Below are 26,727 nucleotides of genomic sequence, written 5' to 3'. Positions count from 1 at the left end.
CGCCGCTAGTGGATTCGTACGGCGAGCGAGCCGATCCGGACACCCGTCCCGGCCGCACCGGCCACCCCGGCCGGCCCGCCCGCCGCGGGGGTCACCCGGCTGCCAGCCAGAGGTCCGGGCCGAACACCTCGTAGTGGATGTCCGCGGCGCGGACCCCCTTGGCCAGCAGCTGCGCACGCGCGGCCCGCATGAACGGGAGCGGCCCGCACAGGTACGCGGTGGTGCCGGGCGCGACCGGGACGTCCGTCAGGTCGAGGCGGCCGTGGGAGTCGCCCGGCTCGGCGTCCGCCTCGTACCAGAACCGGGCCGAGGCGTCCGGCAGCTTGTGCGTCAGGCTCCGGTGGTCGCCGCGCAGCGCGTGGTCGGCGGGGGAGCGGTCGGCGTGCAGGACGGTCACGGGCGCGGTGTGCCCGGTGTCGGACAGGTGCTCCAGCATCGACAGCATCGGGGTGCAGCCGATCCCGGCGGAGGCGAGCAGCACCGGCGCGCCGGAGTCCCGCAGGACCAGGTCGCCGTACGGGGCCGAGACGCGCAGGGTGTCGCCGGTGCGGACGCGGGTGTGGAGGTGGTGGGAGACCTCGCCGTCGGGGCCCGCCGCGGCCGGGCCGTGGACCCGCTTGACGGTGATCGCGCGCACCGCGGAGCCGGGCGAGCGGGAGAGGCTGTACTGGCGGATCTGCCGGGCGCCGTCGGGGAGTTCGACCTGTACGGAGACGTACTGGCCGGGCGCGAAGGCGGGGGCGGGGGCGCCGTCGGCCGGGACGAGGTGGAAGGTGGCGCAGTCGGCCGTCTCCTCGAACCGGGCGGCGATCCGCCAGTCGCGCCAGACGTCGCCCGCGAGCACCTGCCGCTGCGCGTAGAGGCGGTCCTCGATGGCGACGAGGGCGCCCGCCATCAGCCAGTAGACCTCGTCCCAGGCCTCGGCGACCTCGGGGGTGACGGCCTCGCCGAGGATCTCCGCGATGGCCTCGAAGAGGTGGTGGTGGACGATCTCGTACTGCTCGCGGGTGATGCCGAGCGAGGCGTGCTTGTGGGCTATCCGGTTCAGCATCACGTCGGGGCGGGTGCCGGGGTGGGTCAGGAGGTGGGTCGCGAAGGCGGCGATGGAGCCGGCCAGGGCCTGCTTCTGGGCGCCGGAGTTCTGGTTGCCGCGGTTGAACAGGTCGCGCAGCAGGGCCGGGTGGGCCGCGAACAGCTTCGCGTAGAAGAGCTCCGCGATGTCGCCGATGGCCGCGCCGACGGCGGGCAGGGTGGCTCGTACGGTCTCGGTCGACTTCTCCGACAGCATGCGGAACTCCTCGGTCGCGTTAATTGGAATCTGAAATGCGTATTTTTGGGCGTGGTGCGTGGGGGGATGGGGGCACCTGTTCGAGGCGTGGGGTCCGGGCAGCGGGAACCGGCCACCCGGCCCGGGGTCAGGGGTCTACGGTCCGCCCCGGCGGGCCGCTCGAAATGCCCAGCAGCAGCGGCCCGGTCGGGGCCGCCACCAGGTCGTTCACCGTCAGGGGGTCCAGGGCGGCGAAGAACGCCTCCTGGGCCCCGCGCAGCGCGCCGCGCAGCACGCACGCGCCGCGCAGCGGGCAGGGCACGGCCCCGTCGCAGTCCACGACGTCACCGGCGCCCTCCAGTTCACGGACCACCCCGCCCACCGAGGCGGCCCGTCCGGCGGCGGTGAGCGCGAGCCCTCCGCCGCGGCCGCGCCGCGCCTCGATCAGCCCGAGGTGCCGCAGCCTGGCCACCACCTTGGCGCTGTGCGTGTACGGGACCTCCATGGTCGCCGCCACGTCGCGCGTGGTGGGGAGGTCCGCGTCCGCGACGGCCAGGCGCATCAGGACGCGGAGCGCCAGATCGGTGAATCGGGTCAGCCGCATGGCGCCACCGTACGGAAAGTTGCATCTGTCTTGCAAGTTAAAGCTGACGGTTGGCGTGAGGTGGCTGAAACCGGTGGGGCTCAAGGGGCCTGGGACGCGGGAGCTGACCCCAAAGAGTGCCCAGACCCACACGGAGTAGTCCCACCCTTTTGTGTAATGGTCCCACCACGTCGTGTGCTGAAGGCTGGCCCAGCAGACCCATGGAGTGATCGAAAGGGAAACACATGTCGGTCCAGGCAGGTTCCGAAACCGAGGCCCAGTCTCCGCCGCAGCGCAGTCTCGCGACCTCGGCCGCACGGAACTTGGCAACCACGACGAAGTCCGCGCCGCAGATGCAGGAGATCACCTCGCGGTGGCTCCTGAAGATGCTGCCGTGGGTGTCGGTACAGGGCGGCACCTACCGGGTCAACCGGCGGCTGAGCTACTCCGTCGGCGACGGACGCGTGGAGTTCATCAAGACCGGGACCCAGGTCCAGGTCATCCCGGCCGAGCTCGGCGAGCTCCCGCTGCTGCGCGCCTACGAGGACCTCGACGTCCTCACCGAGCTCGCCGCGCGGTGCCAGCAGCTCGACTTCGCGGCCGGCCAGGAGCTGACCTCCTTCGGCAGCCCCTCCGACAAGGTGTTCCTGCTCGCTCACGGCCGCATCGACCAGGTCGGCCCCGGCCCCTACGGCGAGGACGCGGTCCTGCAGACCGTCGCCGACGGCGCCTACTTCGGCGAGGACTCCCTCGTGGACGAGGAGGCGATCTGGGAGTACACCGCCCGCGCCGCCACCTCCGGCACCGCCCTCGTCCTGTCCCGCCAGGACTTCCAGCTCCTCGCCGACCGCGTCGACAGCCTGCGCGCGCACGTCGAGTCCGTACGGTCGCTGCCCGCCCAGCGGACCAACAAGTACGGCGAGGCCGCGATCGACCTCTCCGCCGGCCACCAGGGCGAGGCCGTCCTGCCCGGCACCTTCGTGGACTACGAGGCCAAGCCGCGCGAGTACGAACTCTCCATCGCGCAAACGGTCCTGCGGGTGCACACGCGCGTCGCCGACCTGTACAACCAGCCGATGAACCAGACCGAGCAGCAGTTGCGGCTCACGGTCGAGGCGCTGCGGGAGCGCCAGGAGCACGAGATGCTCAACAACACCGACTTCGGCCTGCTCCACAACGCCGACTACGACCAGCGCATCCAGCCGCACGACGGCGTGCCCAGCCCCGACGACATGGACCAGCTGCTCAGCATGCGGCGCGGTTCCAAGATGTTCCTCGCCCACCCCAAGGCCATCGCCGCCTTCGGCCGCGAGTGCAACCGGCGCGGCCTGTACCCCGAGTCGATCGACGTCGGCGGCCACCGGGTGCCGTCCTGGCGCGGCGTGCCGATCTTCCCGAGCAGCAAGATCCCGATCAGCGACGCGCGCACGACGTCCATCCTCTGCATGCGCACCGGTGAGGAGGAGTCCGGGGTCGTCGGCCTCCACCAGCCCGGGATCCCGGACGAGATCGAGCCGAGCATGTCGGTCCGCTTCATGGGGATCAGCGAGCAGGCGATCATCTCCTACCTGGTCACCGCCTACTTCTCCGCCGCGGTCCTCGTGCCGGACGCGCTCGGCGTCCTGGAGAACGTCGAGATCGGCCGCTGGCGCTGAGCCGGCCGGCCGGAACGCGGGAGCGGACGCAAAGGACACACGGGACACGCCATGGCGACCACTGAGACCATCACGGCCGGCGAGGGCCACGAAGCCGCGGCCCTGCTGGAGCGGACGAGAGACGCCGTCAATCCGGAACTGCGCCGGACGGTCGAGAGCCTGCCCGGTTCGATGCGGCGCGTCGCGATGTACCACTTCGGCTGGGAGCACGCGGACGGCACCCCGGCGGCGGGCAACGCGGGCAAGGCCATCCGGCCCGCCCTCGTGCTCGCCGCGGCCCGGGCCCTGCGGGGGCCGGCGGACACCGGGGACGGGGACGGGGACGACGGTCTGCGGGCCGTCGTGCGGGCGGCGGTGGCCGTGGAGCTGGCGCACAACTTCACGCTGCTGCACGACGACGTCATCGACAAGGACGTCCGGCGTCGCGGCCGGGCCACGGCCTGGACCGTCTTCGGGACGCCGGACGCGATCATCACGGGCGACGCCATGCTCGCGCTCGCGCTGCGGCTGCTGGTCCAGGACGGGCATCCGGCCTCGGCCGCCGCCTCGGCCCGGCTGGCGACCTGCATCATCGAGCTGTGCGCCGGCCAGCAGGCGGACTGCGCCTTCGAACAGCGCCCGGACGTCTCGCTCGACGAGTGCCTGACGATGGCCATGGCCAAGACCGGGGCCCTGCTGGGCTGCGCCTGCGCGCTCGGCGCGCTGTACGCGGGCGCGGGGCCCGACGAGGTCGACGCGATGGACGCCTTCGGGCGGGAGGCCGGGCTGGCCTTCCAGCTGATCGACGACCTGATCGGCATCTGGGGGGATCCGGGGCACACCGGCAAGCCCGCCGGGGCCGATCTGATCGCCCGCAAGAAGTCGCTCCCGGTCGTGGCCGCCCTCACCTCGGGCACCACGGCGGGCAAGGAGCTGGCCGCGCTGTACGCGGGCCCCATGACCGGGGACGACGTGCACGCGGCGGCCGCGGCGGTCGAGCGGGCCGGCGGCCGCGACTGGGCGCAGGCCCATGCCGCGGACCGGATGGGCCGGGCGGTGCAGCAGCTGTCCCGGGCCGTTCCCGACCTCGCGGCGGCGGGCGGGCTGCTGGCGCTGGCGGAGTTCGTCACGCGCCGTACCAGGTGACCTCGTAGGACGCGTCCGGCGGCGGCGCGCAAGCCCTGTTCCGGCACCATCAGGTGCCGGAACAGGGCTTTCCGCGCATTCGGGGTCAACTCTAGGATCGCTCAAGGCTGTTGAGGCGTGAGCGAAGGGTGTGACCCATGGTGCTGGAGATACGTCAGGCGGACCAGTCCGACCGGGACGCGGTGGCGCGGCTGCTGGACGTGGCCTTCCGCGACGACCCGGTGAGCGGCTGGGTCTTCCCGGATCCGGAGCACCGGGCGGCGGTGCACGGGAAGTTCCTCGGCGTCTTCGTGGACGTGGCGCTGGAGGAGGGCCGGATCGACTGCGCGGTGGACGGCTCGGCGGCGGCGCTGTGGCTGCGGGTCCCGGCTGGTGACCCCGACGCCGAGGCCGCCGAGGACGAGGTGCCGGCGCGGATGCGGGCGGCGGCCGATCCCGACAACGAGCGGTGCGAGCTGGTGGGGCGCCTGACGGGCGCGGTGCACCCGACCGCCGAGGAGCACGAGTACCTGCTGATGATCGCGGTCGCGCCCGGCCGGCAGGGGGAGGGGCTCGGCACGGAACTGATGCGTCCGGTGCTGGAGCGCTGCGACCGCGAGGGCCTGCCGGCGTATCTGGAGGCGAGCAGCGAGCGCAGCAAGGTGCTGTACGAGCGGCTCGGCTGGGAGGTCACGGGGGAGCCGGTGCGGCTGCCGGGCGGGCCGCTGATGTGGCCGATGTGGCGCAAGCCGCGGGGCTGAGACGGGGCGGGCCGAGGGGTAAGGGGCTTGTCGAAGTACTTCAGGTGCAGTACTTTGCCTGACGTGCCCTGATCGAGGGGTGCGGTCGAGCGAAAGAGATCTACTTGCGCAAGCTCACGTATTACGTCGGCACGTCCGTCGACGGGTTCATCGCGGACCCGGATGGGGACGGTGACTTCCTCACCCGCTGGACCGACCCGGAGTACATCGCCCACATGGCGGCGGAGTTCCCGGAGACCCTGCCCACCCACGTCCGGGCCCTCATGGGCGTCGGCGCGGGCGCCGCGAAGCGCTTCGACACGGTCCTGATGGGGCGCGGCACCTATGACCCGGCGCTCAAGGCGGGGATCACCAGCCCCTACGCCCACCTGGAGCAGTACGTGCTGTCCCGGTCCCTGACCGAGTCGCCCGACCCGGCCGTGAAGATCTTCAGCGGGGACGCCGTGGCGCTGGTGCGCGAGCTGAAGGCGCGGCCCGGCCTCGGGATCTACCTGTGCGGAGGCGCCGACCTGGCCGGCCGGCTGGCCGACGAGATCGACGAGTTCATCGTCAAGACGTACCCGGTGTTCGCGGGCTCCGGCATCCCGATGTCGCGCGCCGGCTTCGCGCCGCGTGGGCTGGAGCTGACCGGGGTCAAGACCTTCGGCGGCGGCCAGCTCGTCACCACCTACGCCCGTGCGCTCTGACCCCCCGCGCGGAGGGAAACCGGCCTACCGTGGAGGTATGACCGGTCAGCAGCGCGGCGAAGAGCAGGCACGCATCAGGGTCGCACCGCAGGCCGGACACGCGCAGCGCGTGTGCCCGGCCTGTGGCGGATCCGTCGACACCGTCGTCAGGCGGCGCAAGTCCCTGGGCATCTTCGTACCGGAGTGGGTGGCGGGTTCCTGCCGGAACCCGGACTGTCCGGCGTCCGTCGCCCCGGCGGCCGGCTAGCCCTTCGACCCCAGGCCGGAGCCGACCAGGCCGTTGGCCCACAGCTGGTTCACGCGGGAGCGCTCCGCGGCGTTCGGGTTGGGGTTCTGGCACGAGGTGCCCGGACCGCCGCCCGACATCAGCTCGGAGCACGGCCCCGAGTAGTGGTCCGGCAGACCCAGCACGTGGCCCGTCTCGTGCGCGGTCACCCGGGTGGAGTTGTACTGCTGGTTCTGCTGGTAGTCGAGGAAGATGTAGCCCCGGCCGTGGCCGTCGGTGCTCGCGTAGGAACCGCGCGAGTCGTTGCCCTCGTAGTACGAGAAGTTCCCGCCGGAGGAAACCTCCTGGAGCTTGACGTTGGACACCGAGCTGTTCCAGATCTGCGTGGAACGGGCTATCTGGCTACGGAAGCTCGGGGCGTTGCGGGTGTTGTACGTGACGGTCACGGCCCGGATGCCGGGGTTCGCGGCACGCTGCTCGGCCACCGAGCGCCGGACCGCGTCGAAGAACGCGGCGTTGGCGGACTCGTTCTCCTGCGAGCGCTCGTACGCGGCGTAGCTGGCGGCGTTGCCGACGGGCGCCGGGGCAGCGCTGGCGGTGGGGGCGACGCCGACGACGGCCGTGGCCAGGCCGAGGCCGAGGGTGGCGGCCAGTACGGCCGTTCGGGAGGTACGGGAGTGGCGCATGTGGGGGGGCTCCTACTCATCCGGTGCGGGGGGTGGGTGGTTCGGTACCGGATTCTGCGGGAGCGGAAGGGGGCGGGGGATGATGTCAGCCACCGATAGCTCCGGGTTATCGGAGGGTTTCGGCAGGCCAACTTCCCTGAGAATGGCGGGATTCGGTGGGTCGTCAGTGGCTGGTGCGGTCCACTGGCCCCGGCCTACCCTCTGGACATGGAGCTTGAGGTCAGGCACCTGCGCGCCCTGTGCGCCATCGCCGACGCCGGCAGCCTGCACAAGGCGGCGCGGCAACTCGGCGTGAGCCAGCCCTCGTTGACGACCCAGCTGCGCCGGATCGAACGGGCCCTGGACGGCGAGCTGTTCCTGCGCGAGCGGACCGGCTGCCGGCCCACCCCGTTCGGGCGCACCGTACTCGGCCGGGCCCGTCCGCTGCTCGCCGAGATGGCCGCGCTGGTGGCCGAGGCGCGTGCGGTGGCCCGGGGGCCGAGGCTGCGGCTGGGCTCCACGGCGAGCCGCGCCCTGCCGGGATGGCTGCGCCGGCTGCACCGCAGGCTTCCGGACACCGAGACCACGCTGGTGGTGGACCTCTCGGCCAACGCGCTGCTGCGGATGGTGGATTCGGGTCAGCTGGACGTGGCGTTCGTGCACGAGGTCGAGGGCAGCCCGCTGCGGGTGCCCGCCGGGCTGGAGATGCGGGTCCTGATGGAGCGGGAGCCGCAGTTCGTGTCGATGTCCCGGGACCATCCGGCGGCGGCGCGGGCGGTGGTGGACCTACGGGACCTGGCGCGCGACCGGTGGACGGTCGACCCGTCGGTCGACGGCGAGTGGGACGGCCTGCGGCGGGTCTTCGCGGGCGCGGGGCTCGATCCGCCTGTCCTGCACGCCGACTACCACACCGCGACCTCGCTGATCATCTCCGGCGAGGCGGTGGCGCCGTGCCAGCCGACGTCCGGGCCGCGGGACGACATGGCGATCCGGCCGCTGTCGGGGGACCCGCTGGCGGTGCGGCTGCTGCTGGCGACCCGGCCGGGGGCGCACGCGGAGGTCTTCGAGGACCTCCGCTCGGCCTATCGCGAGGCCGCGCTGCGGACGCCGCCGTACCGGGCGTGGCTCCACCACCACGAAAGCCCCCTCCTAGCCGCCTAACCCCTCCGGGGCGCTACCCCGACCACCTGCCCGCGCCGGCCCCCGGCTGCTCCTGCCCCGGTCGCGCCCGCGCCCGCCCTGGCTACGTCGCCTGCCCGTACGCCCGCCAGCGCCGTCTGTCCGGGTGCTCCGGCCGCACCGCTTGGCCGCGCCTGCCTGGTTGCTCGGGTGGCTCGTCTTGGGCTGTGGCCCGGGCCATTTCAGCCTCGCCGGCGTTTGAGGCGCGGGGTCTGGGGCGGAGCCCCAGCAGACGGCCCGCGGGGCCGAAGCCTGCCCTGACGTGCGGCGCCGTCGCCGGGGGCCAGCCCCCGGACCCCCGCGCCTCAAACGCCGGCGGGGCTGAGATCGCGCCGTCGCCGGGGGCCAGCCCCCGGACCCCCGCGCCTCAAACGCCGGCGGGGCTGGGGTTGCGCCGGCCGGGCCGAGTGGCGGGGCGGGGCGGGGCCCCAGCAGGCGGCCCGCGGGGCCGAAGCCTGCCCTGACGTGCGGCGCCGTCGCCGGGGGCCAGCCCCCGGACCCCCGCGCCTCAAACGCCGGCGGGGCTGGGGTTGCGCCGGCCGGGCCGAGTGGCGGGGGCGGGGCGGAGGTCCAGCGGGCGGCCCCCGGACCCCCGCGCCTCAAACGCCGGCGGGGCTGAGGCCGGCGGCCGGAGGCGGGTGGCTTGACTTCGGGGGGGCGCGATATATCGTGTCTTTCGGGAGACGCGATATGTTGCGAGCGTCGAGACCCAGTCCGCGCACGTCCGAGGAGGATCCGCAATGACAGAGCAGACGTCGACGCGGTCGGTCGCCGAACCGCAGAAGCTCACCTTCGACGAGCCCGTCGCCGAGCTCCACGTACGCCTGGTCGGCGGGACCGTCAACGTCGTCGCCTCCGACGAGGGCCCCGCCCGGCTGGAGGTCGCCGCGGTCGACGGGCCGCCGCTCCAGGTCGTGCAGGACGGCGGCGTCCTCACCGTTTCCTACGAGGACCTCCCCTGGAACGGCACCCGCGGCTTCAAGGAGTGGCTCGCGGCCAAGCCCTGGAAGGCCTGGTCCGCCGGCTCCGGCGACGGCAGCGGCCGCAAGGCCTGGGAGCGCAGCGCCACCGTCACCCTCACCGTCCCCGCCGCGACCCGCGTCCAGGTGGCCACCGTCAGCGCCGCCGCGTTCGTCTCCGGCATCCGCGGCGGCACCGACGTCAACGGAGTCTCCGGCGACGCCACGCTCGTCGGCCTCTCGGGCAGGGTCAAGGCGCACACCGTGTCCGGCAGCGTCGAGGCCCAGTCCGTCACCGGCGAGCTCGGTTTCCACTCCGTCTCCGGCGGCCTGACCGTGGTCGACGGCGCCGGCGGCAGCGTACGGGCCGACTCCGTCAGCGGCGACATGCTCATCGACCTGGCCCTCGACCCGGCCGCGCCCAGCCCGGTGGACATCTTCCTCAACTCCGTCTCCGGCCAGGTCGCGATCCGTCTGCCGCACCCGGCCGACGCCCGCGTCGAGGCCAACACCGCCACCGGCGGGGTCTCCAACGCCTTCGAGGACCTCCGGGTCTCCGGCCAGCTGGGCGCCAAGCGGATCACCGGCACCCTCGGCGCGGGGACCGGCACCCTGCGGGCCACCACCGTCTCCGGGGCCATCGCCCTGCTGCGCCGACCGGCCGCCGACGCCGCGACCCCCTCCGCCCCCCTCACGCTCGACAAGAAGGTGCTCTGACATGCCGCCCGTCTTCGCCCACGGACGCCTCCGCCTCTACCTCCTGGGGCTCCTGGACGAGGCGCCGCGCCACGGGTACGAGGTGATCCGCCTGCTGGAGGAGCGCTTCCAGGGCCTGTACGCGCCCTCCGCGGGCACCGTGTACCCCCGGCTCGCCAAGCTGGAGGCCGAAGGCCTGGTCACGTACGCCACCGAGGGCGGGCGCAAGGTGTACTCCATCACCGAGGCGGGCCGCGCCGAACTGGCCGACCGCCGCGGCGAGCTCGCCGACCTGGAGCTGGAGATCCGCGATTCGGTCTCCGAGCTGGCCGCCGAGATCCGCGCGGACGTCAGGGGCGCGGCCGGCGATCTGCGGCGCGAGATGCGGGCCGCGGCCTCGGCGACCGCGACCCCCGTCGAGGACGCGTCCTGGGCGGCGGCCAAGGAGGAGCTGCGCAAGGCGAAGCACGAGTGGAAGGAGCAGGCGCGGCGGGCGAAGGACGAGAGCCGCCGGGCCCGCGAGGAGGCGCAGCAGGCCCGCCGCCAGGCCAAGGAGGCGCAGGAGCGGGCCCGTGAGGAGGTCCAGCGCATCGCGGCCCAGTTCCAGGAGCAGTTCGCGAAGTCGGGCGGCATGCTGGGCAGCCTGGCCGGCGCCTGGCTCGGCGGCGGATCCGCGGGCGCGGGCTCCGGCGGCGGTGCCACCGGTGCCGGCGGCGCCGCCAACGCCACGAGTGCCACCGCCTCGGCCGCCGCCGGCTCCGACTGGGCCGAGGACCTGGCCCCGACGGCCGACCCGGCCCGGGACCTGGACCGGCTGCTCGACCGGTTCCGCGACGACGTCCGCGACGCCGCCCGCGACCACGGGGTCTCCCCGGCCCAGCTGGCCGAGGCCCGCGCCCATCTGGCCGCGGCCGCCGCCCGCGTCACCGGCACGCTCAGGGGTTAGGGGCCCGTCAGGCCCGACTCGGCCGCCTCGTAGGTGACCCCGTGGTCCGCGAGGACCTCGCAGACCGTGCCCGGGCGGGACAGCAGGGCCAGGAGCAGGTGCGGGGCGGCGATGTGGCGGTCCCCGCGGCCCACGGCGATCCGGAGGGACCCTTCCAGCACCCGCTTCGAGCCCGGGGCGAAGGGGACGTGGCGGCCGGCCGGCTCCGGGCGGCCGAGGGCCGAGCGGAGCGAGGTCCCGAGGGTCCGCCGCCGGGGGGCCGTGGCCGCGAGGGCGCCCTCGCCGTGGGTCTCCTCCACCCGGGACAGGATCCGGGTCAGGTCGATCCCGAGGCCGGCCAGCGCCTCCTCGTCGGCCCTGGACATCCCGCCCCGGCGGCGGGCCCGGGCGAGGCCGGCGGCGACCGCAGCCCGGTCCACGCCCAGCGGGTCCAGCGCTCCCTGGGCGAGCAGCGCCAGCAGCAGGTGTTCCTCGGTGACGGTGGCCGCCCCGGCCCGCCGGGCCTCGGCCACGGCGCCCGTCACGGCGTCCCGGGCCGCGGTCGTGAAGCGCTCGAACATCAAACCCTCCCGTGCTTCTTGTGCACGGCCTGCCGGCTCACGCCCAGCTCGGCCGCGATCTCCTGCCAGGACCACCCCTGCGCGCGGGCACTGCGCACCTGTACCGCCTCCAGCTGCTCCAGCAGTCTGCGGAGGGCGGCCACGGCACGCAGGCCCACGCGCGGGTCGCGGTCACCGGCCCGTTCGGCGAGATCAGTGGCTTCCGTCATGCCCGTCAATGTAGGTTGACGAGCGGAGGTCGTCAACCCCGGTTGACGTGAGTGGGAGGGTGAGGGGTGCGCGGCCGGTCCGGTCAGACCGTCAGGACCACCTTGCCGAACAGGTCGCCCGACGCGAGCTTCTCGAAGCCCTCCCGCGCCCGGTCCAGCGGCAGCACCTCGTCGATCACCGGCCGCACGCCCGTCGCCGCGCAGAAGGACAGCAGGTCCTCCAGCTCGTCCTTCGAGCCCATGGTCGAGCCGACCACCTTCAGCTCCAGGAAGAAGATCCGGGTCAGCTCGGCGTGCGCCGGCCGGTCCCCGCTGGTGGCGCCGGAGATGACCAGCGTCCCGCCCGGCCGCAGCGACTTCACCGAGTGCGACCAGGTGGCCGCGCCGACCGTCTCGATCACCGCGTCCACCCGCCGGGGGAGCCGCGCGCCCGGCTCGTACGCCTCCAGCGCGCCCAGCTCCACGGCCCGCTTGCGCTTGGCCTCGTCCCGGCTGGTGGCGAAGACCCGCAGGCCCGCCGCCTTGCCGAGGGCGATCGCGGCCGTCGCGACCCCGCCGCCCGCGCCCTGGACCAGTACGGAGTCACCGGGGCGGACGCCCGCGTTGGTGAACAGCATCCGGTACGCCGTCAGCCACGCCGTCGGCAGGCAGGCGGCCTCCTCGAAGGACAGCTCGGCGGGCTTGGGCAGGACGTTCCAGGCCGGGACGGTCACCTGCTCGGCGAAGGTCCCCTGGTAGCGCTCGGTCAGGATGGAGCGCGGCTCGTCGGGGCCGACCCCGTGGCCGCTCTGGCCGATCACGGAGTGCAGGACGACCTCGTTGCCGTCCTGGTCGATCCCGGCGGCGTCGCAGCCGAGGATCATCGGGAGTTTGTCCTCGCCGAGGCCCACCCCGCGCAGCGACCACAGGTCGTGGTGGTTGAGCGAGGCGGCCTTGACGTTCACGGTCACCCAGCCGGGGCGGGCCTCGGGGGCCGGGCGCTCGCCCAGCTCAAGGCCGCTCAGCGGCTGGTCACGGTCGATTCGGGCGGCGTAGGCAGCGAACATGCCGCCAGACGCTACCGCTCGGTAGGGGCTGCCACCAGGCCCGGCTTCCCCGGCGGGTTCGGATCAATGGGATCCGCGGGAACCGGGCGGGTGCGGGGCTGCGTCCAGATGGGTGGGCGGGGGACCGGAGCGGAATAGTGAGACACCTTGTCAACTGCGGCTCCCCCATGGGTTCTTGCGCCATCGGAGGATGGAACCGGAACGTCATGAACCAGCCCCGGGGCGGGGTAATATTCAAGCCGCGCGGCACTGCTCGTCATGAGCCTGTCATTCCGGCTCGACGGCCCCACGACGAACGACCCCTCCCGGTTCGGGGGCCAGGAGGGTGCGTTCCGCCGCGTCCCCCGGACGCCCGTACGGGTGTCCCGGGTGCCGCGTCACGCGAAAGGGCCCGGCCGGAGTGATCCGGCCGGGCCCCTTCACGTGGAACCGGGTGACGCTCAGGCCAGGCGGGCCACGCCGTCGGCCTTCGCCGCGGCGGCGACCGCGGCCGAGACGGCCGTGGCGACGCGCTCGTCGAACGGCGAGGGGATCACGTAGTCGGCGGCGAGCTCGTCACCCACGACGCCGGCGATGGCGTCGGCGGCGGCGATCTTCATGCCCTCGGTGATCCGGGTCGCGCGGACCTTCAGGGCGCCCGCGAAGATGCCCGGGAACGCCAGCACGTTGTTGATCTGGTTCGGGAAGTCCGAGCGGCCCGTGGCCACGACCGCGGCGTACTTGTGCGCGACCTCCGGGTGGACCTCCGGGTTCGGGTTGGCCATGGCGAAGACGAAGGCGTCCTTCGCCATCGAGGCCACCGCCTCCTCGGGCACCGTGCCGCCGGAGACGCCGATGAACACGTCGGCGCCCGCGAGGGCGGACTCCAGCGAGCCGTTCAGGCCGCTCTTGTTCGTCAGGCCCGCGATCTCCGCCTTGACGTCCGTCAGGTCGGAGCGGTCCGCGGAGACGACGCCCTTGCGGTCGGTGACACAGACGTCGCCGATGCCCGCGTCCACCAGGATCTTGGCGATGGCGATGCCCGCCGCGCCCGCTCCCGAGATCACGGCGCGCAGGTCGCCGAGGGTGCGGCCGGTCAGCTTCGCCGCGTTGCGCATGGCGGCCAGCGTCACGATCGCCGTGCCGTGCTGGTCGTCGTGGAAGATCGGGATGTCCAGGGCTTCCTGGAGCCGGCGCTCGATCTCGAAGCAGCGCGGGGCGGAGATGTCCTCCAGGTTCACGCCGCCGAACGAGGGCGCGAGACGGATGACCGTCTCGATGATCTCCTCGGTGTCCTTGGTCGCGAGCGCGATCGGAACCGCGTCGACCCCACCGAACTGCTTGAACAGAATGGCCTTGCCCTCCATCACGGGGAGGGAGGCCTCGGGCCCGATGTCACCGAGTCCGAGCACGGCCGTACCGTCGGTGACGACGGCCACGACGTTGGACTTCCAGGTGTACTCGTGGACGAGCTCCGGGTTCTCCGCGATGGCGGTGCAGACCTTGGCCACACCCGGCGTGTACGCGAGGGACAGGTCGTCCTTGTCGTTGACGGGCACGGTGGCCTGCACGGCCATCTTGCCGCCCCGGTGCAGCGCGAACACCGCATCGGGGTTGTTGTCCGTCCCGCTGTCGCTGCGAGGATTGACGATCTCCGCTGCCACTTTCTTGGCCCCTTAAGTTTTTGAATCGTTGAGGGTGACCACTCCTGGTTAAGGGGTGGGCGGGCACCGCGTCCGTACTCCGCGCCGACGGCTTGCCCGTCTGCGCGGAGGGGAGGTTCGTACGCGCGGGCGCGCCGCACGCGCGCCCTGAGCCCCTGGTGAGGGGTGTAAGGATCCGTTTTACCGGAAGAACGCTCGCCCAGACGAGTCGATTCCTGCTCGACCCTAAGCCTGCTGTCCCGGTTTTGGCGAAAGGTCCAAACCTTACTGTCCAACAGTCGAGACGCACAGTAAATGCTGCGGTGAAAGTCGCTGGTCACAGCGCATAGTCCGGCCGGAAGAGCCAGCGCCCGCAGGGCTGATGGGCCGCCGGGGATGTCCGTTATCCGATTTTGACCTGACGAGCTGCCTGAATGCGTCAGTCCGAATGGCAAGATGCCGTAACCACACAAGGTCGCGACACTCGATGGTGCGTGCCACGACCGTTTTCGGATGCTTTCCACCTGTCGGAGGAACCAGCCCATGACCGCAAGCACCACCCGTCGTACGACCGCCGCCCGGTCCCGCATCGCCGCGGTCGGCGCGATCGCGGTCGCCGGCGCCCTCGTCCTCACCGGCTGTGGTGACCAGACCGAGAGCGGCGGCTCGTCCACTCCCTCCTCCTCGGCCAAGAAGGACAACACGGCCCCCCTCTTCTCGGCCCTGCCGAAGAAGATCCAGGACGCCGGTGTCATCAAGGTCGGCACGGACTCGGCGTACGCGCCGATGGAGTTCGTCGAGGGCGGCAAGATCGTCGGTGTCGACCCCGACATCGCCGAGGCGCTCGGCAAGCAGCTCGGTGTGAAGTTCGAGTTCACCGCGGGCACCTTCGACGGTCTGATCACCTCGATCTACACGGGCCGCCAGGACGTGATCATGTCCTCGATCACCGACAACAAGAAGCGCCAGGAGGGCCTGGACGACAAGGGTCAGAAGATCGGCAAGGGCGTCGACTTCGTCGACTACTTCTCCTCCGGCCTCTCGCTCCTCGTCAAGAAGGGCAACCCCGAGGGCATCAAGTCGATGGACGACCTCTGCGGCAAGACCGTGGCCGTCCAGCGCGGCACCATCTACGAGGACACCTTCAAGGCGCAGGCCGAGAAGTGCGGTGACAAGAAGCTCACCATCCAGGCCTTCGACACCGACGCCGAGGCGCAGACCCGCGTCAAGGCCGGCGGCGCCGTCGCCGACCTGAACGACTACCCGGTCGCCGCCTACACCGTGAAGACCTCCGGCGGCGGCAACGACTTCGAGATCGCCGGCCAGCAGAGCGACGTCGGCCTCTTCGGCATCGGCGTGAGCAAGGAGAACACCCAGCTCCGCGACGCCCTCAAGCAGGCCCTCGACGCCGCCATCAAGGACGGCTCCTACGGCAAGGCTCTTGAGAAGTGGAACGTGCAGGACAGTGCCGTCAAGTCCGCGACGGTCAACGCCGGTCAGTAAGTCCCGCGCTCCACGCTCCACTGAAGGGCAGTCATTGTGACTGACAAGATCGAAAAGGGTCCGGCCGACACCCCGCCGGCCGGATCCGGCGCCTCGGACACCCCGTACGAGGCCATCAAGGCAATCCCGGTGCGGCACTACGGCCGCTGGGTCAGCGGCGTGATCGTGGTCGCGCTGCTCGGCTGGCTCGTCTACGCCTTCTCCCAGGGCAACGTCATCTGGGCGACGGTCAAGGACAAGCTGTTCGACCCGGCGGTCCTCAGCGGCCTCGGGAACACCGTGATCATCAGCGTTTCCTCCATGGCGCTGGGCCTCCTGCTCGGCATCGTGTTCGCGGTGATGCGCCTGTCCAAGAACCCGGTGACGGGCGCCGTCTCCTGGCTCTACATCTGGTTCTTCCGCGGTACCCCGGTGTACGTCCAGCTGCTGGTGTGGTTCAACCTGTCGCTGATCTTCCAGTACATCAACCTCGGTCCGATCTACAAGAACGAGACCGTCGACGTCATGACCCCGTTCATGGTCGCCCTCCTGGGCCTCGGCCTGAACGAGGGCGCGTACATGGCGGAGATCGTCCGGGCCGGCATCCAGTCGGTCGACGAGGGCCAGACCGAGGCCGCCCACGCGCTCGGCATGCCGCAGACGAAGACCATGCGCCGGATCGTGCTCCCGCAGGCGATGCGCGTGATCATCCCGCCGACCGGCAACGAGTTCATCAACATGCTGAAGACCTCGTCACTGGTCTCGGCGGTGCAGTACACGGAACTCCTGCGGGCTTCGTCGAACATCGGCAACACGGCCGGTGCCATCATGGAGATGCTGTTCGTGGCCTCCTTCTGGTACCTGGCTCTGACCAGTGTGTTCAGCGTCGGCCAGTACTACCTGGAGCGCCGCTTCGCCCGTGGTTCCACGCGGAACCTGCCGCCGACGCCGTTCCAGCGCCTGCGTGCCAACCTGAACATGTTCCGCCGTACGGAGGTCGCGCGATGACCGCTCAGCCGATGGTCAAGGCCGAGGGCGTCCACAAGTCGTACGGCGCCGCCCACATCCTGCGCGGCATCGACCTCGAAGTCGCCCCGCGCGAGGTCTTCTGCCTGGTCGGCCCGTCCGGCTCCGGCAAGTCGACCTTCCTGCGCTGCATCAACCACCTGGAGCGCATCAACGCCGGGCGCCTCTCGGTGGACGGCCAGCTGGTCGGGTACAAGCAGAAGGGCGACAAGCTCTACGAGCTGAAGGACAACGAGGTCGCGGCCCAGCGCCGCGAGATCGGCATGGTCTTCCAGCGCTTCAACCTGTTCCCGCACATGACGGCCATCGAGAACGTCATGGAAGCCCCCGTCATGGTCAAGGGCGAGAGCAAGGCCGTGGCGCGCGAGCGCGCGGTCAAGCTGCTCGACCGCGTGGGCCTCGGCGACAAGGGCGGCAACTACCCGACGCAGCTCTCCGGCGGCCAGCAGCAGCGCGTGGCGATCGCCCGCGCGCTGGCCATGGAGCCGAAGCTGATGCTCTTCGACGAGCCCACCTCGGCGCTCGACCCGGAGCTCGTCGGTGACGTCCTCGACGTCATGCGGGACCTGGCCGAATCGGGCATGACCATGATCGTGGTCACGCACGAGATGGGCTTCGCCCGCGAGGTCGGGGACAACCTCGTCTTCATGGACGGCGGCGTGGTCGTCGAGTCCGGGCACCCGCGCGAGGTCCTGGGCAACCCGCAGCACGAGCGGACGAAGGCGTTCCTCTCCAAGGTGCTGTAGGCGCGTCACGTGGTTGAGGGGCGGTACGGGAATCCCGTACCGCCCCTCACGCGTGGCCGGGCCGCCCGGCCTCCGGCTACCTGACGCCGAGCACCAGGGCGTCCGAGGGCGAGCGCCAGACCGTACGGGCCTCCGAGAAGCCCGCCTCGCGCAGCGTCCGGGCGTGCCAGGCGGCGTCCGGGGTGTCGCCGTCGGCGTGCTCCCCGTAGATCTCGAAGCGGCGCTTGGTCGGCTCGGCCAGCACCGGGTCGGCGGCCGCCTCCGCCCACCAGTCGGCCCAGTCGAGGGCGCCCGCCGCCCGCGCCCGGTCCATGCCGGCGTGCCGGTGGGCCCGCTCGGCGGCGTTGATCAGCGGGGTCGTCGGGTCGGGCATGTGGTCGGCGTTCATGAAGACGCCGCCCGCGCGGACCAGCGGGGCCAGCTGCCCGTAGAGCACCGCGAGCCGGGGGCTGTGCAGCCAGTGCAGGGCGGTGGCCGTCAGCACCGCGTCGTACGAGTCGTACGGGAGCGCCGAGGGCCAGTCCGGGTCCTTCAGGTCGGCGGTGACGAAGCTGACCCGCTCGTCCCCCGCGAAGTGGCCCCGGGCGATGGTCAGCAGCGCGGGGTCCAGGTCGACGCCCGTGCTGGTGGCGTCCGGGAAGCGCTTGAAGACGCGGTCCGTGATACTTCCCGTACCGCACGCGAGGTCCAGCACCCGGGGGGCGGGGCCCACCAGGGCCTCGACCATGTCCAGCATCACCCGGAACCGCTCCTCGCGGTCGGGCATGTACCACTCCTGCTGCCGGTCCCAGCTCGACTGCCAGGCCTGCCAGTCGGTCACGGTGTCCACCATCCCGAACCCCTCCACACGTAATACCCTCGAAGACGTCTCAGCCGTTACCCGAGACCCTAATCCGCAGCCGTAAGGACTACAAGTGGAACTGGCCCATTACTCGGACCACGCCGTGCGTCTGGTCAACACCGAGGAGCCGGCCCGCAACAAGGACGCGCTCACCTCCGTGGACGCCGTCCGTGCCCTCTTCGGCCCCGGAGTGCAGGCCGCCCGCCGCGTCACCGACGCCGACGTGACCCGCTTCCGCAACGTGCGCGGCCGGCTGCGCGCCGTGTTCGAGGCCGCCGACGGCGGCGACCACGTCCTCGCCGTCGACCTGCTGAACTCGCTGCTCATGGAGTTCCCCGTCAGCCCCCAGGTCTCGGGCCACGAGACCCTCGGCGAGGACGGCGCGCCCAACTGGCACATCCACCTCGCCGACCACCCCTCGAACGCCTCCGCCGGATACGCCGCCATCGCGTCCTTCGGGCTGGCCTTCCACCTCACCGAGCACGGCCCCGACCGCCTCGGGCTGTGCCAGGCCGCGCCCTGCCGCAACGCCTACCTCGACACCTCGACCAACCGCTCCCGGCGCTACTGCTCCGACCGCTGCGCCACCCGCGCCAACGTCGCCGCCTACCGCGCCCGCAAGCGGCTGGAGGCCGAGACGTCCGCCCACAGCGGGCGCAGCGCCGAGGCCGCCCAGGACAGCCGCGCCCTCAGCGAACGCTGATCCGCCGGGAGCGGCCGCAGCCGCAGCACGGCCGTCGCCAGCACCAGCTCCTCGGGCACCGTCCCGTAGACGGTGCTGTCGCCGGTCTCGTTGTACGGGTTGTCCCCGAGCACCCACCAGCCGCCCGGGCGCCGCTCCACGGCCCGCTTCACCACCAGCAGGTCCTGCTGGAAGGGATGCCGCAGCACCACCACGTCACCCGGCCGGACCGCCTTGCCGTGGCGCACCACCAGCCGGTCCCCGTGCAGCAGCGTGGGCACCATCGACGGGCCCGTCACCTCGAACACCTCGAAGCGCGTCCGCGAGCGCCTGTTCTCCACCATCGCCTGGCCTCCTCGGCCTCCTCGTCCCTCCCCGCATGCTGCCGCACGCGCCCGTACATTCGCTCACCCCGCCTCCCGGCACCCTGGACTTTTGTCCTAAGCCCACGGGGGCGGCCGAGAATTCCGGTATCCGAGCGAGTAATCTCCCCCTTGAGAAGACGATCACGAGGAGGAATTACCCCATGCTTTCCCGCCTCTTCGCCCCCAAGGCGAAGGTCTCCGCCCACTGTGACCTGCCGTGCGGCGTGTACGACCCTGCCCAGGCCCGCATCGAGGCCGAGTCCGTCAAGGCCGTCCAGGAGAAGTACCAGGCCAACGAGGACGCCGACTTCCGCGCGCGCGCCATCACCATCAAGGAGCAGCGGGCCGAGCTCGCCAAGCACCACGTCTCGGTGCTGTGGAGCGACTACTTCAAGCCCCCGCACTTCGAGAAGTACCCGCAGCTGCACACGCTGGTCAACGACACCCTGAAGGCCCTCTCGGCCGCGAAGGCGTCGAACGACCCGGCGACGGGCCAGAAGGCCCTTGAGCTCATCGCCGAGATCGACCGGATCTTCTGGGAGACCAAGGCCGCCTGATCCGGCAGCCCCGGCTCACCGCCGGCCGCACAGCAGAAGGGGCCCGACCGCACACCGGTCGGGCCCCTTCGCGCGTCCCTGACGTCCGCCTGACGTCCGCCGGGCGTACGCCGTGGCTACTCGTCGTCGGCCTCGTCGTCGTCCAGGCGGGCCAGCCAGGTGGCCAGACGCTCCACCGGGACCTCGAAGTCCGGGTTCAGGTCGACGAAGGTGCGCAGCTGCTCGGCGAGCCACTCGAAGGTGACCTCCTCCTCGCCGCGCCGCTTCTCCAGCTCCTCGATGCCGCGATCGGTGAAGTACAAGTCGGGCTCCGTGCCGTGATGAGGGTGAAGGGGTGTTTCCCGCCAGGATAATCCGCTTACTGGGAGAGATCTCCCGCCCTCCCCATTCCCGGCGCTAGCCTGGAATGCCTAGGCGGGGCACGTGGGAGTCGGGGGCCAGCGGATGCCGGACGGGCGCACGGGCGGCTCCGCACGCGCCTTCGAGCTCCTGGAACCCCTCGTCCGGGCCGCGACCGTACGCGTCCACGCCCCGCCGGACGGGTATGGATCCCATGGCACCGGACCCACGTGGGGGAGCGGCTTCTTCATCGCCCCCGGCTGGGTGCTGACGTGCGCGCACGTGGTCGGCGAAGGGGGTGCTGCGGTGCGTCTGGTGGGACGGGAGATCGGCATCACCTTCTCCGCCGGCGCGGGCGGCGCCACCGGGACCGTCGCCGGGCGCGTGGAATGCGTCCTGCCCGAACGGCTGGAGCGGCAGCGGCCCGGCCGGCTCGCCCTGTGGGACCTGCCCGACCTCGCGCTCGTACGGGTCCTCGCGCCCGTCACGCACGCCTGCGTCTGGCTGACCGACCGGGCCGGGCCCCGGCTGGCGGAGGCCGCCTACTTCGGCTGCACCGAGGACCTCGGGATCGCCGAGATCACCGGCCGCACCACCCGGCTGCGCGGCACCGCCGCGAACGGGGCCGCCATCCGGCTCGGCGACGACGACGAGATCGAGCCCGGCATGTCCGGCGGGCCCGTGGTGGACCTGGCCCGCGGCGAGGTCGTCGGCGTGGTCAAGGCCCGCCGGCACACGGGCGGCGGCGGACTCGCCGTGTCCGTGGCCCAGTTGCGCACCCTGCCCATGGCCGCGACCGGGCAGACCGGGCTCTACCGCCGGGTCATGCAGGCCCACGACCTCTACCACCACGACCAGCACCTCAGCGACCTCGACAGCCGGCGCACCTGGACCGACGTCCACGAGGAACTCGCCGCCGCCGACCCCGACCCGTACGGCGGCCGCCGGCTCACCCCCGGCGAACTCACCACCCTGTGCGGGCTGCTCGCCGAGCTGCCCCCGCCCGGCTCCTCCGAGGCCGTCCGCGCACTCGCCGAGGCCGCCCGCGGCGAGGAACCCGACCCCGCCCTGCCCGCCCCGCTGAGCTGGCGCGACGGCCTGGGGCTGCTGCACGATCCGCCCGGCGGCTCCGGCGAGGCCGCCGCGATGCTCCGCTACGCCACCGACGTGAGCGTCGCCGACCACCGGGAGCCGCCGTCCCCCGGAGCCGACGAGGAACTCTGGGACTGGGTACGGGTCACCGCGGCGCGGCTGTGGCGGCCGCTGCGCCGGGAGCTGGCCGAGCGGCACGACCGCGGCCTCGCCGAACGGGCCCGGCGGCGGCGGGCGTCGGCCGGCCGGGCGCCGCACGGACGGGCCCGCGCGGCCGAGGGGCTGCCGCCGGGGCCCTCGGTCCTGCTGGAGGCGTGGGCGCACGGCTGGGAGGACGTCTACGACTGGCGGGTGTCCGTCCTGGCGGGCCCGACCCGGCCCGCGCAGGCCACCCCGGTGGACTCGGGCGTACGGGCCACCCTGGCGCGGCTGCCGGAGGCGCTGCGGGCGCCGCTGGCCGAGGGCTTCCGGCGCTGCGACACGCACGAGGCGGCCGCGCTGCTCGAAGTGGCGGTCGAGCCGGAGCTGTTCGGGCTCGCGGTGGACGAGTGGGTGGTGGCCGGCGGGGTACCGGTGGGCACGCAGCGGCCGGTGGTGTTCCGCTACGCCGGGGTCTCGCAGACCGCGGGCGGCCGCTGGGCGCGGGTCCAGGCGGGCCCGCCGGCCGGTCAGCGGGCGGACTGCTCGCGGGGGCGGCCCCGCAGCCCCTCGCCCCCGTGGCTGGCCGGGCTGGCGGAGCACACCGTCCCGGTGCTGTGCCGGGCGGCGGAGCGGGAGCCCACGCTCGGGGCGCTGCACGGGGTGCGGGAGGCGGGGTACGGGGTGGCGGTGTGCCGGCGGCCCCCGGGGGACCCGGGGGTGTCGTGCGCCCCGTTCCACCGGGGGCTGCGGGAGGAACTGGCCGAGGCGGGGCGCGGCGAGGTGCTGCCCCTGCGGCTACGGGCCCTGCGGGCACGGGCGCACGGGGCGGACCCGGACGCGTACTGGGCGGTGGGGGTGGGGCTGGTCTGGGACGACCCGGGCCGGCCGCTGCCGGAGGACGAGCCGTTGCGGGGTGACCTGTGACGTGCGCGAAGGAGCGTCCATGAATGACGAGTGGCTCATCTACCGGGGGGTCGGCGAGCCCCACGACGGGATCGGCGCGCTGCCCGGTCCGCCGCCCTGGCGGGACTTCGACGGGGGCCCGGCGGCGGAGCCCGCCGACGCCGCCGCGGGCGAAGGCGGCGGGGCCGCGGGCGCGGGGGGCGGCCAGGGACCGGACGCGCCGGACGGGAACGTGGCCCGGCGCCTCGGCGCGCACCGGCAGGCCGCCGAGGCGCACCGGCCCGAACCGGAGGAACTGGAGGCGGTCAACGCCGCCCTCTACCTGCGCCGCCCGCTGCTCGTCACCGGCTACCCCGGAACGGGGAAGTCCACCCTGGCGCACGCCGTGGCCCACGAGCTGAAGCTCGGCCGGGTGCTGCGCTGGCCCGTGGTCTCGCGCACCGTCCTCCAGGAGGGCCTGTACCGCTACGACGCCATCGCCCGGCTCCAGGACGTCCAGATCGCCGCCGGCGGGCGGGCGGGCGGCGCGTCCGGCGGGGCGTCCGGAGGATCGTCCGGGATCGGCAGGTACATCCGGCTCGGGCCGCTGGGGACGGCCCTGCTGCCCACCGCCCGGCCCCGGGTCCTGCTCATCGACGAGCTGGACAAGAGCGACATCGACCTGCCCAACGACCTCCTGAACGTGCTGGAGGAGGGCGAGTTCACGCTGCCCGAGCTGGAGCGGGTCGCCGACACCGAGCCCGAGGTGCGGGTGCTCACCGACGACGGGGCGAAGGTGACCGTCCGGGACGGCCGGGTGCGCTGCCGGGCCTTCCCGTTCATCGTCCTGACCAGCAACGGCGAGCGGGACTTCCCGGCCGCGCTGCTGCGCCGGTGCATCCAGCTGAAGCTCGGCCAGCCCGGGGAGAAACGGCTCGCCACCATGGTGCGGGCCCATCTCGGCGAGGAGGCCGCCCGGCTCGGCGCCGACCTGATCCGGGAGTTCCTCAGCCGCTCCCGGACCGAGCTCGTCGCCGCCGACCAGCTGCTCAACGCCATCTACCTGACCCACTACGCCGCCCCGCCCACCCGGGAGGACCTCGCGGACCTGCTCATCCAGCGCCTCGACCGGCCGAGGTGACGCCATGCGGGAGCTGATCGCCCTGCTCCGCGCGGCCGGGCTCGATCCCTCCGCCGCCGAACTCGCCGACGCGCTCTGGCTGGCCGGGCGCACCGCCCGGGCCGCGGCCGCCGGGGAGCCGCCGGGGACGCCGGGGACCCCGGAGGGGAGCCCGCCCCCCGAGGGGCCGCCGCAGGGGCCGGAGCCGCCGCGCGAGCAGGCACCCGTACGGGAGGAAGCGGCCCCCGAGGATCCGGTCAGCCTCTACGCGCCCCGGGCCCGCCGGGCCGCCGGACCCGAGGCGGAGGCGGGGACCCCGCTCGGGGGCGGGGTGCCCGTACGGGTGCCGGGGGCGGCCGCGCTGCCGCGCGTCCTGGAGGTCCAGCGGGCCCTGCGCGCCCTCCAGCGGCACCGGCCCGGCGTCCCGCCGACCCGTACGGTGCTCGACGAACAGGCCACCGCCGAGGCCAGTGCCCGCGCCCTCGGGCTGGTCATCCCGGTGTTCCGGCCGCAGACGCGGCGCGAGGCGACCGTACGGCTGGTGATGGACGCCTCGCCCTCCATGGCGGTGTGGCAGGACATGTTCGAGGAACTGCGGGCCGTCTGCGAGCGGCTCGGGGCCTTCCGGGACGTCCGGGTCTCCTATCTGCACCGGCTCGCGGACGGCAGGGCCGTCCTCGCGCGCGGGCCGGCCGCGGGATCCGGGGAGCGCTCCGGGGACCAGCTGCGGGACCCGACCGGGCGGGCGCTGACCATGGTGGTGTCCGACTGCGCCGGCCCCGTGTGGCGGGAGGGCGAGGCCCAGCGGCTGCTGTACCGCTGGGCCGAGTGCGCGCCGTGCGTGGTCGTCCAGCCGCTGCCGCAGCGGCTGTGGGGCCGCAGCTGGCTGCCGACCGAGCGGGGCGGCCTGTGCCGCGTCGAGGGCGGCGGCGGAAAGCTGGCCTTCACCCCGGACCGCTCCCGCCGTCCCGGCCGCCCGGCCGGCCGGCCCGCGGAATCCGCGGGCGGGCGTGCGGGCGGGGACGGGCTGGTGGTGCCGGTGCTGCCGCCCAGCGCGATCGCGCTCGGGAGGTGGGCCCGGCTCGTCGCGGGGCTGGGCACCGGGCCGGTCCCGGCCGAGGTGGGGCGGGTGTTCGCCGACCATCCGGCGGCGCCGCTGCCGCCGCCCCCGGCCGCGCGCCCGCCGCGCGAGCTGGTGCGGCGCTTCCGCTCCTCGGCCGCGCCCCGGGCCGTACAGCTGGCGGTGTACCTGTCGGCGGCGCCGCTCACGCTGCCGGTGATGCGGCTGGTGCAGCGCACCATGTTGCCGGACTCGGAGCCCTCCGACCTGGCGGAGGTGCTGCTGAGCGGGCTGCTGCGGCGCACCGGGGACCCGGGCTGGTACGAGTTCGTACCCGGGGTGCGCGAGGTGCTTCTGGGGCCGCTGGGGCGGGACGAGGCGGCGCTGGTGCTGAAGCACTCCTCCGAGTACGTGCTGGCCCACTTCGGGCGGGGCGTACGGAACTTCCCGGCGCTCGCGGTCACCCGGCTGACCGGGACCCCGGTGGCGGAGGCCGACGTACGGACCGGCGTACCCGGCGAGGCGTCCGGCGAGGCGCCCGTCGAGGGGGAGACTCCGGAGCCGGTGCCGGACGGGCCGGTGCCGCAGGCGTTCGCGGAGGTCTCCGCCCAGGTCGTACGGCGCTACCTGCCGGAGCCGCCCCCGCCCGACCGGGAGGGCGCACCCCCGCCGGCGGCGCCCGCGCGGGACTGGGCCGTGCGGACGGCGCGGGCCCGGCTCGCCGACGGCGACGAGCGCGCCCTGTACGAGGCGGTCACGGTGCTGCGGCGGGCCGTGACCGTACCGGCCGGGCCCGAGGACCCGCCGGGCGAGGCGGAGTGCGAGCTGGCCGGGGCGCTGCTGCGGCTGTGGGCGGTGCGGCGGGAGACGGACCTGCTGGCCGAGGCGGAACGCGCCGCGCGGGCCGCGCCCGGGCCGCCCGGGCGGCTGGCGCTGGGCCGGGTGCTGCACGAGCGGGCCCTGGCCGCCGCCGGCGAGCCGGACGCCGCGCTGCTGGCCGCGGCGGAACGGGAGTTCGCGGCCGTCGGCTCCGACCCGGCGGCCGGCCGGGAGCTCCGGCTGGAGGGCGCGGTGCGCCGGGCGGAGTCCCTGATCCTGCTGAGCGGGCTCCGGGACGACACCGGGGCCCTGCGGGAGGCGCGGGACACCCTGGAAGCCCTGGCCGGCCAGGACGCGGGCGTACGGCTCGCGCTCGGGCGGGTGCTGCTGGCCCTGGCGGCGCACGCGCCGGACCCGGCGGAGCGCGAGGAACTCGCCGCTCTGGCGGCGCGGCGGCTGGAGGCGGCGCTGGCGACGGCGCCGGAGGAGCCGGAGGAGCCCGGGAGCGAGGCGCGGCGGCGGATCCGGGTGGAGCTGGCGACGGCCCTGTCGTACCTGCCCGGGCGGCTGGAGGAGGCGGCCGCCGAGCTGGCGCGGGCCCTGACGGAACCCACCGGGGACCCGGAGCTGCGGGTGGCCGCGCTGGTGTGCCTGGCGCGCGTGCACCGGGCGCGGTACGCGCGGGACGCGGACCCGGCGGCGCTGGAGGAGGCGGCCGAGGCGTACGGACGGGCCCGCCGGCTGATCCCCCGGGACGGGGACGCGTACGGGGAACTCCTGCCCGAGTGGGGGGACGTGCTCCTGGAGCGGGCCCGGGCGACCGACGGGCGGCCGTTCGCGTCCACGGCGGTACGGGTGCTGCGCGAAAGCCGGGCGGCGGTCCCGAGATCGGACCCCCGCTCGGCGCGGAGGCTGCTGCGGCTGGCGGAGGGGCTGCGGCTGCGCCACGCGTACGAGGGGGACCTGGTGGACCTCCGGGAGGCGGAACACCTGCTGGACCTCGCGGTCCGGCAGGGCCGGGGGCCGCTGGAGCGGGCGCGGGGGTGGCGGGAACACGGCGACGTCCAGCGGGAGATCCACCGCCACACCGGGGCCGCGGAGCGGCTGGACCGGGCGGCGGACTCCTACCGGCGGGCGTGGCGGGCGGCGATGGAGGCGGACGAGGAGGGGTGCGGGGTCGCCTGCGGCGATGCGGGGGCGGCGGTGCGGCTGGGGGCGGTGGTGCAGGGGCTGCGGGGGGAGGTGCTGGAGGCGCTGGCGCGGCCCCGGGCGGCCGTCGCCGCCTATCGCTCCGCGCTGGACCTGTGGAACCGGGCCGGGGTCCCGCCCCCCGAGGCCCTGACCGCCCGCCTCCGGGCCCTGGAAACCGACCTCTGATGCCCCGCGCGGCGCCGTCGCCGGGGGCCGGCCC

At 73.7% G+C, this 26,727-nt stretch carries 26 protein-coding genes; 16 read left to right on the top strand and 10 right to left on the bottom strand.

The features are described from left to right. Window positions 1–91 precede the first annotated feature (91 nt). Entirely contained in the window at window positions 92–1,288 is a 1,197-nt protein-coding gene (locus IE248_RS02230; protein ID WP_190029852.1) for a globin domain-containing protein, read from the bottom strand. Between the two features lie 127 nt (window positions 1,289–1,415). Then, window positions 1,416–1,871 (bottom strand): RrF2 family transcriptional regulator, encoded by a 456-nt coding sequence (locus tag IE248_RS02225; RefSeq protein WP_037793285.1) that lies wholly within the window; start codon window positions 1,869–1,871, stop codon window positions 1,416–1,418. A gap of 224 nt (window positions 1,872–2,095) precedes the next feature. Here IE248_RS02225 and IE248_RS02220 point away from each other — a divergent pair, with 224 nt between their 5' ends. From IE248_RS02220 to IE248_RS02200, 5 genes are all read left to right on the top strand, one after another. Then, window positions 2,096–3,505, top strand: a complete 1,410-nt coding sequence (locus IE248_RS02220) for a family 2B encapsulin nanocompartment shell protein (protein ID WP_073798226.1) — start codon at window positions 2,096–2,098, stop codon at window positions 3,503–3,505. A 51-nt stretch (window positions 3,506–3,556) separates the two neighbouring features. Next, entirely contained in the window at window positions 3,557–4,630 is a 1,074-nt protein-coding gene (locus IE248_RS02215; RefSeq protein ID WP_073798227.1) for a family 2 encapsulin nanocompartment cargo protein polyprenyl transferase, read from the top strand. Between the two features lie 137 nt (window positions 4,631–4,767). Next, window positions 4,768–5,370, top strand: a complete 603-nt coding sequence (locus IE248_RS02210; RefSeq protein WP_190029851.1) for a GNAT family N-acetyltransferase — start codon at window positions 4,768–4,770, stop codon at window positions 5,368–5,370. Between the two features lie 104 nt (window positions 5,371–5,474). Then, window positions 5,475–6,056, top strand: a complete 582-nt coding sequence (locus IE248_RS02205; protein ID WP_190029850.1) for a dihydrofolate reductase family protein — start codon at window positions 5,475–5,477, stop codon at window positions 6,054–6,056. Between the two features lie 37 nt (window positions 6,057–6,093). Continuing rightward, entirely contained in the window at window positions 6,094–6,303 is a 210-nt protein-coding gene (locus IE248_RS02200; RefSeq protein WP_008741542.1) for a hypothetical protein, read from the top strand. Here IE248_RS02200 and snpA read toward each other — a convergent pair. Beyond that, the gene (snpA, locus tag IE248_RS02195) at window positions 6,300–6,968 is read right to left on the bottom strand and encodes a snapalysin (protein WP_008741543.1); all 669 of its coding nucleotides are present in this window, start codon (window positions 6,966–6,968) and stop codon (window positions 6,300–6,302) included. The two genes, IE248_RS02200 and snpA, sit on opposite strands and share 4 nt — an antisense overlap. Before the next feature lie 207 nt (window positions 6,969–7,175). Here snpA and IE248_RS02190 point away from each other — a divergent pair, with 207 nt between their 5' ends. From IE248_RS02190 to IE248_RS02180, 3 genes are all read left to right on the top strand, one after another. Next, window positions 7,176–8,108 carry a LysR family transcriptional regulator gene (locus IE248_RS02190; RefSeq protein WP_037793289.1) on the top strand — a complete coding sequence of 311 codons (933 nt, stop codon included), beginning with the start codon at window positions 7,176–7,178 and terminating at the stop codon, window positions 8,106–8,108. 758 nt (window positions 8,109–8,866) lie between these two features. Continuing rightward, window positions 8,867–9,802, top strand: coding sequence for a DUF4097 family beta strand repeat-containing protein (locus tag IE248_RS02185; RefSeq protein WP_073798229.1), 936 nt, complete (start codon window positions 8,867–8,869; stop codon window positions 9,800–9,802). A gap of 1 nt (window position 9,803) precedes the next feature. Continuing rightward, entirely contained in the window at window positions 9,804–10,727 is a 924-nt protein-coding gene (locus IE248_RS02180; RefSeq protein WP_073798230.1) for a PadR family transcriptional regulator, read from the top strand. Here IE248_RS02180 and IE248_RS02175 read toward each other — a convergent pair. The 4 genes from IE248_RS02175 to IE248_RS02160 all read right to left on the bottom strand — a co-directional run bounded on the left by IE248_RS02175 (window position 10,724) and on the right by IE248_RS02160 (window position 14,185). Next, window positions 10,724–11,287, bottom strand: a complete 564-nt coding sequence (locus IE248_RS02175; RefSeq protein WP_190029849.1) for a Clp protease N-terminal domain-containing protein — start codon at window positions 11,285–11,287, stop codon at window positions 10,724–10,726. The two genes, IE248_RS02180 and IE248_RS02175, sit on opposite strands and share 4 nt — an antisense overlap. Continuing rightward, on the bottom strand, window positions 11,287–11,496 hold the full coding sequence (locus IE248_RS02170) for a helix-turn-helix domain-containing protein (protein ID WP_008741547.1): 210 nt from the start codon (window positions 11,494–11,496) through the stop codon (window positions 11,287–11,289). The genes IE248_RS02175 and IE248_RS02170 overlap by 1 nt, the downstream gene beginning before the upstream one ends. 83 nt (window positions 11,497–11,579) lie before the next feature. Then, complete coding sequence (locus IE248_RS02165; RefSeq protein ID WP_008741548.1) at window positions 11,580–12,542, bottom strand: zinc-binding dehydrogenase; 963 nt, start codon at window positions 12,540–12,542, stop codon at window positions 11,580–11,582. A gap of 440 nt (window positions 12,543–12,982) precedes the next feature. After that, window positions 12,983–14,185, bottom strand: a complete 1,203-nt coding sequence (locus IE248_RS02160) for an NAD(P)-dependent malic enzyme (protein WP_008741550.1) — start codon at window positions 14,183–14,185, stop codon at window positions 12,983–12,985. A 522-nt stretch (window positions 14,186–14,707) separates the two neighbouring features. On the opposite strand from IE248_RS02160, the gene IE248_RS02155 reads away from it, so the two are divergent. Genes IE248_RS02155 through IE248_RS02145 form a run of 3 tightly spaced genes read left to right on the top strand, consistent with a single transcriptional unit; the run spans window position 14,708 to window position 17,418 of the window. After that, complete coding sequence (locus tag IE248_RS02155) at window positions 14,708–15,667, top strand: ABC transporter substrate-binding protein (RefSeq protein ID WP_073798233.1); 960 nt, start codon at window positions 14,708–14,710, stop codon at window positions 15,665–15,667. 36 nt (window positions 15,668–15,703) lie between these two features. Next, complete coding sequence (locus IE248_RS02150; protein ID WP_008741553.1) at window positions 15,704–16,654, top strand: amino acid ABC transporter permease; 951 nt, start codon at window positions 15,704–15,706, stop codon at window positions 16,652–16,654. Further along, a complete protein-coding gene (locus IE248_RS02145) occupies window positions 16,651–17,418 on the top strand; it encodes an amino acid ABC transporter ATP-binding protein (protein ID WP_008741554.1) in 768 nt (255 codons plus the stop codon). Before IE248_RS02150 ends, IE248_RS02145 begins: the two co-directional genes overlap by 4 nt. Window positions 17,419–17,494: 76 nt before the next feature. Here the strand turns inward: IE248_RS02145 and IE248_RS02140 are convergent, their stop codons facing one another. Next, a complete protein-coding gene (locus tag IE248_RS02140; RefSeq protein ID WP_073798234.1) occupies window positions 17,495–18,250 on the bottom strand; it encodes a class I SAM-dependent methyltransferase in 756 nt (251 codons plus the stop codon). A gap of 82 nt (window positions 18,251–18,332) precedes the next feature. Here IE248_RS02140 and IE248_RS02135 point away from each other — a divergent pair, with 82 nt between their 5' ends. Then, complete coding sequence (locus IE248_RS02135) at window positions 18,333–18,962, top strand: CGNR zinc finger domain-containing protein (RefSeq protein WP_008741556.1); 630 nt, start codon at window positions 18,333–18,335, stop codon at window positions 18,960–18,962. Here IE248_RS02135 and sodX read toward each other — a convergent pair. Next, entirely contained in the window at window positions 18,866–19,285 is a 420-nt protein-coding gene (gene sodX / locus IE248_RS02130) for a nickel-type superoxide dismutase maturation protease (RefSeq protein ID WP_073773106.1), read from the bottom strand. The two genes, IE248_RS02135 and sodX, sit on opposite strands and share 97 nt — an antisense overlap. Window positions 19,286–19,467: 182 nt before the next feature. Between sodX and sodN the strand changes: the two genes are divergently transcribed. Then, window positions 19,468–19,863 carry a superoxide dismutase, Ni gene (gene sodN, locus IE248_RS02125; protein WP_008741558.1) on the top strand — a complete coding sequence of 132 codons (396 nt, stop codon included), beginning with the start codon at window positions 19,468–19,470 and terminating at the stop codon, window positions 19,861–19,863. Window positions 19,864–19,979: 116 nt separating this feature from the next. On the opposite strand, the gene IE248_RS02120 is transcribed toward sodN, so the two are convergent. After that, complete coding sequence (locus IE248_RS02120) at window positions 19,980–20,165, bottom strand: DUF6104 family protein (RefSeq protein WP_008741559.1); 186 nt, start codon at window positions 20,163–20,165, stop codon at window positions 19,980–19,982. A 142-nt stretch (window positions 20,166–20,307) separates the two neighbouring features. On the opposite strand from IE248_RS02120, the gene IE248_RS02115 reads away from it, so the two are divergent. The 3 genes from IE248_RS02115 to IE248_RS02105 are packed head-to-tail and all read left to right on the top strand — an operon-like array spanning window position 20,308 to window position 26,693. After that, window positions 20,308–22,359: a VMAP-C domain-containing protein gene (locus tag IE248_RS02115; RefSeq protein WP_190029848.1), complete on the top strand. Its 2,052-nt coding sequence runs from the start codon at window positions 20,308–20,310 to the stop codon at window positions 22,357–22,359. A 19-nt stretch (window positions 22,360–22,378) separates the two neighbouring features. Continuing rightward, complete coding sequence (locus IE248_RS02110) at window positions 22,379–23,458, top strand: AAA family ATPase (protein ID WP_100583704.1); 1,080 nt, start codon at window positions 22,379–22,381, stop codon at window positions 23,456–23,458. 4 nt (window positions 23,459–23,462) lie between these two features. Beyond that, window positions 23,463–26,693, top strand: a complete 3,231-nt coding sequence (locus IE248_RS02105; protein ID WP_190029847.1) for an SAV_2336 N-terminal domain-related protein — start codon at window positions 23,463–23,465, stop codon at window positions 26,691–26,693. Window positions 26,694–26,727: the final 34 nt, after the last annotated feature.

This window comes from Streptomyces goshikiensis, from assembly GCF_014650555.1.
Classification (GTDB): Bacteria; Actinomycetota; Actinomycetes; order Streptomycetales; family Streptomycetaceae; genus Streptomyces; species Streptomyces goshikiensis.
Note: the sequence above shows the minus strand (reverse complement) of the source record. Positions and strands in the feature narration are given on the sequence as shown.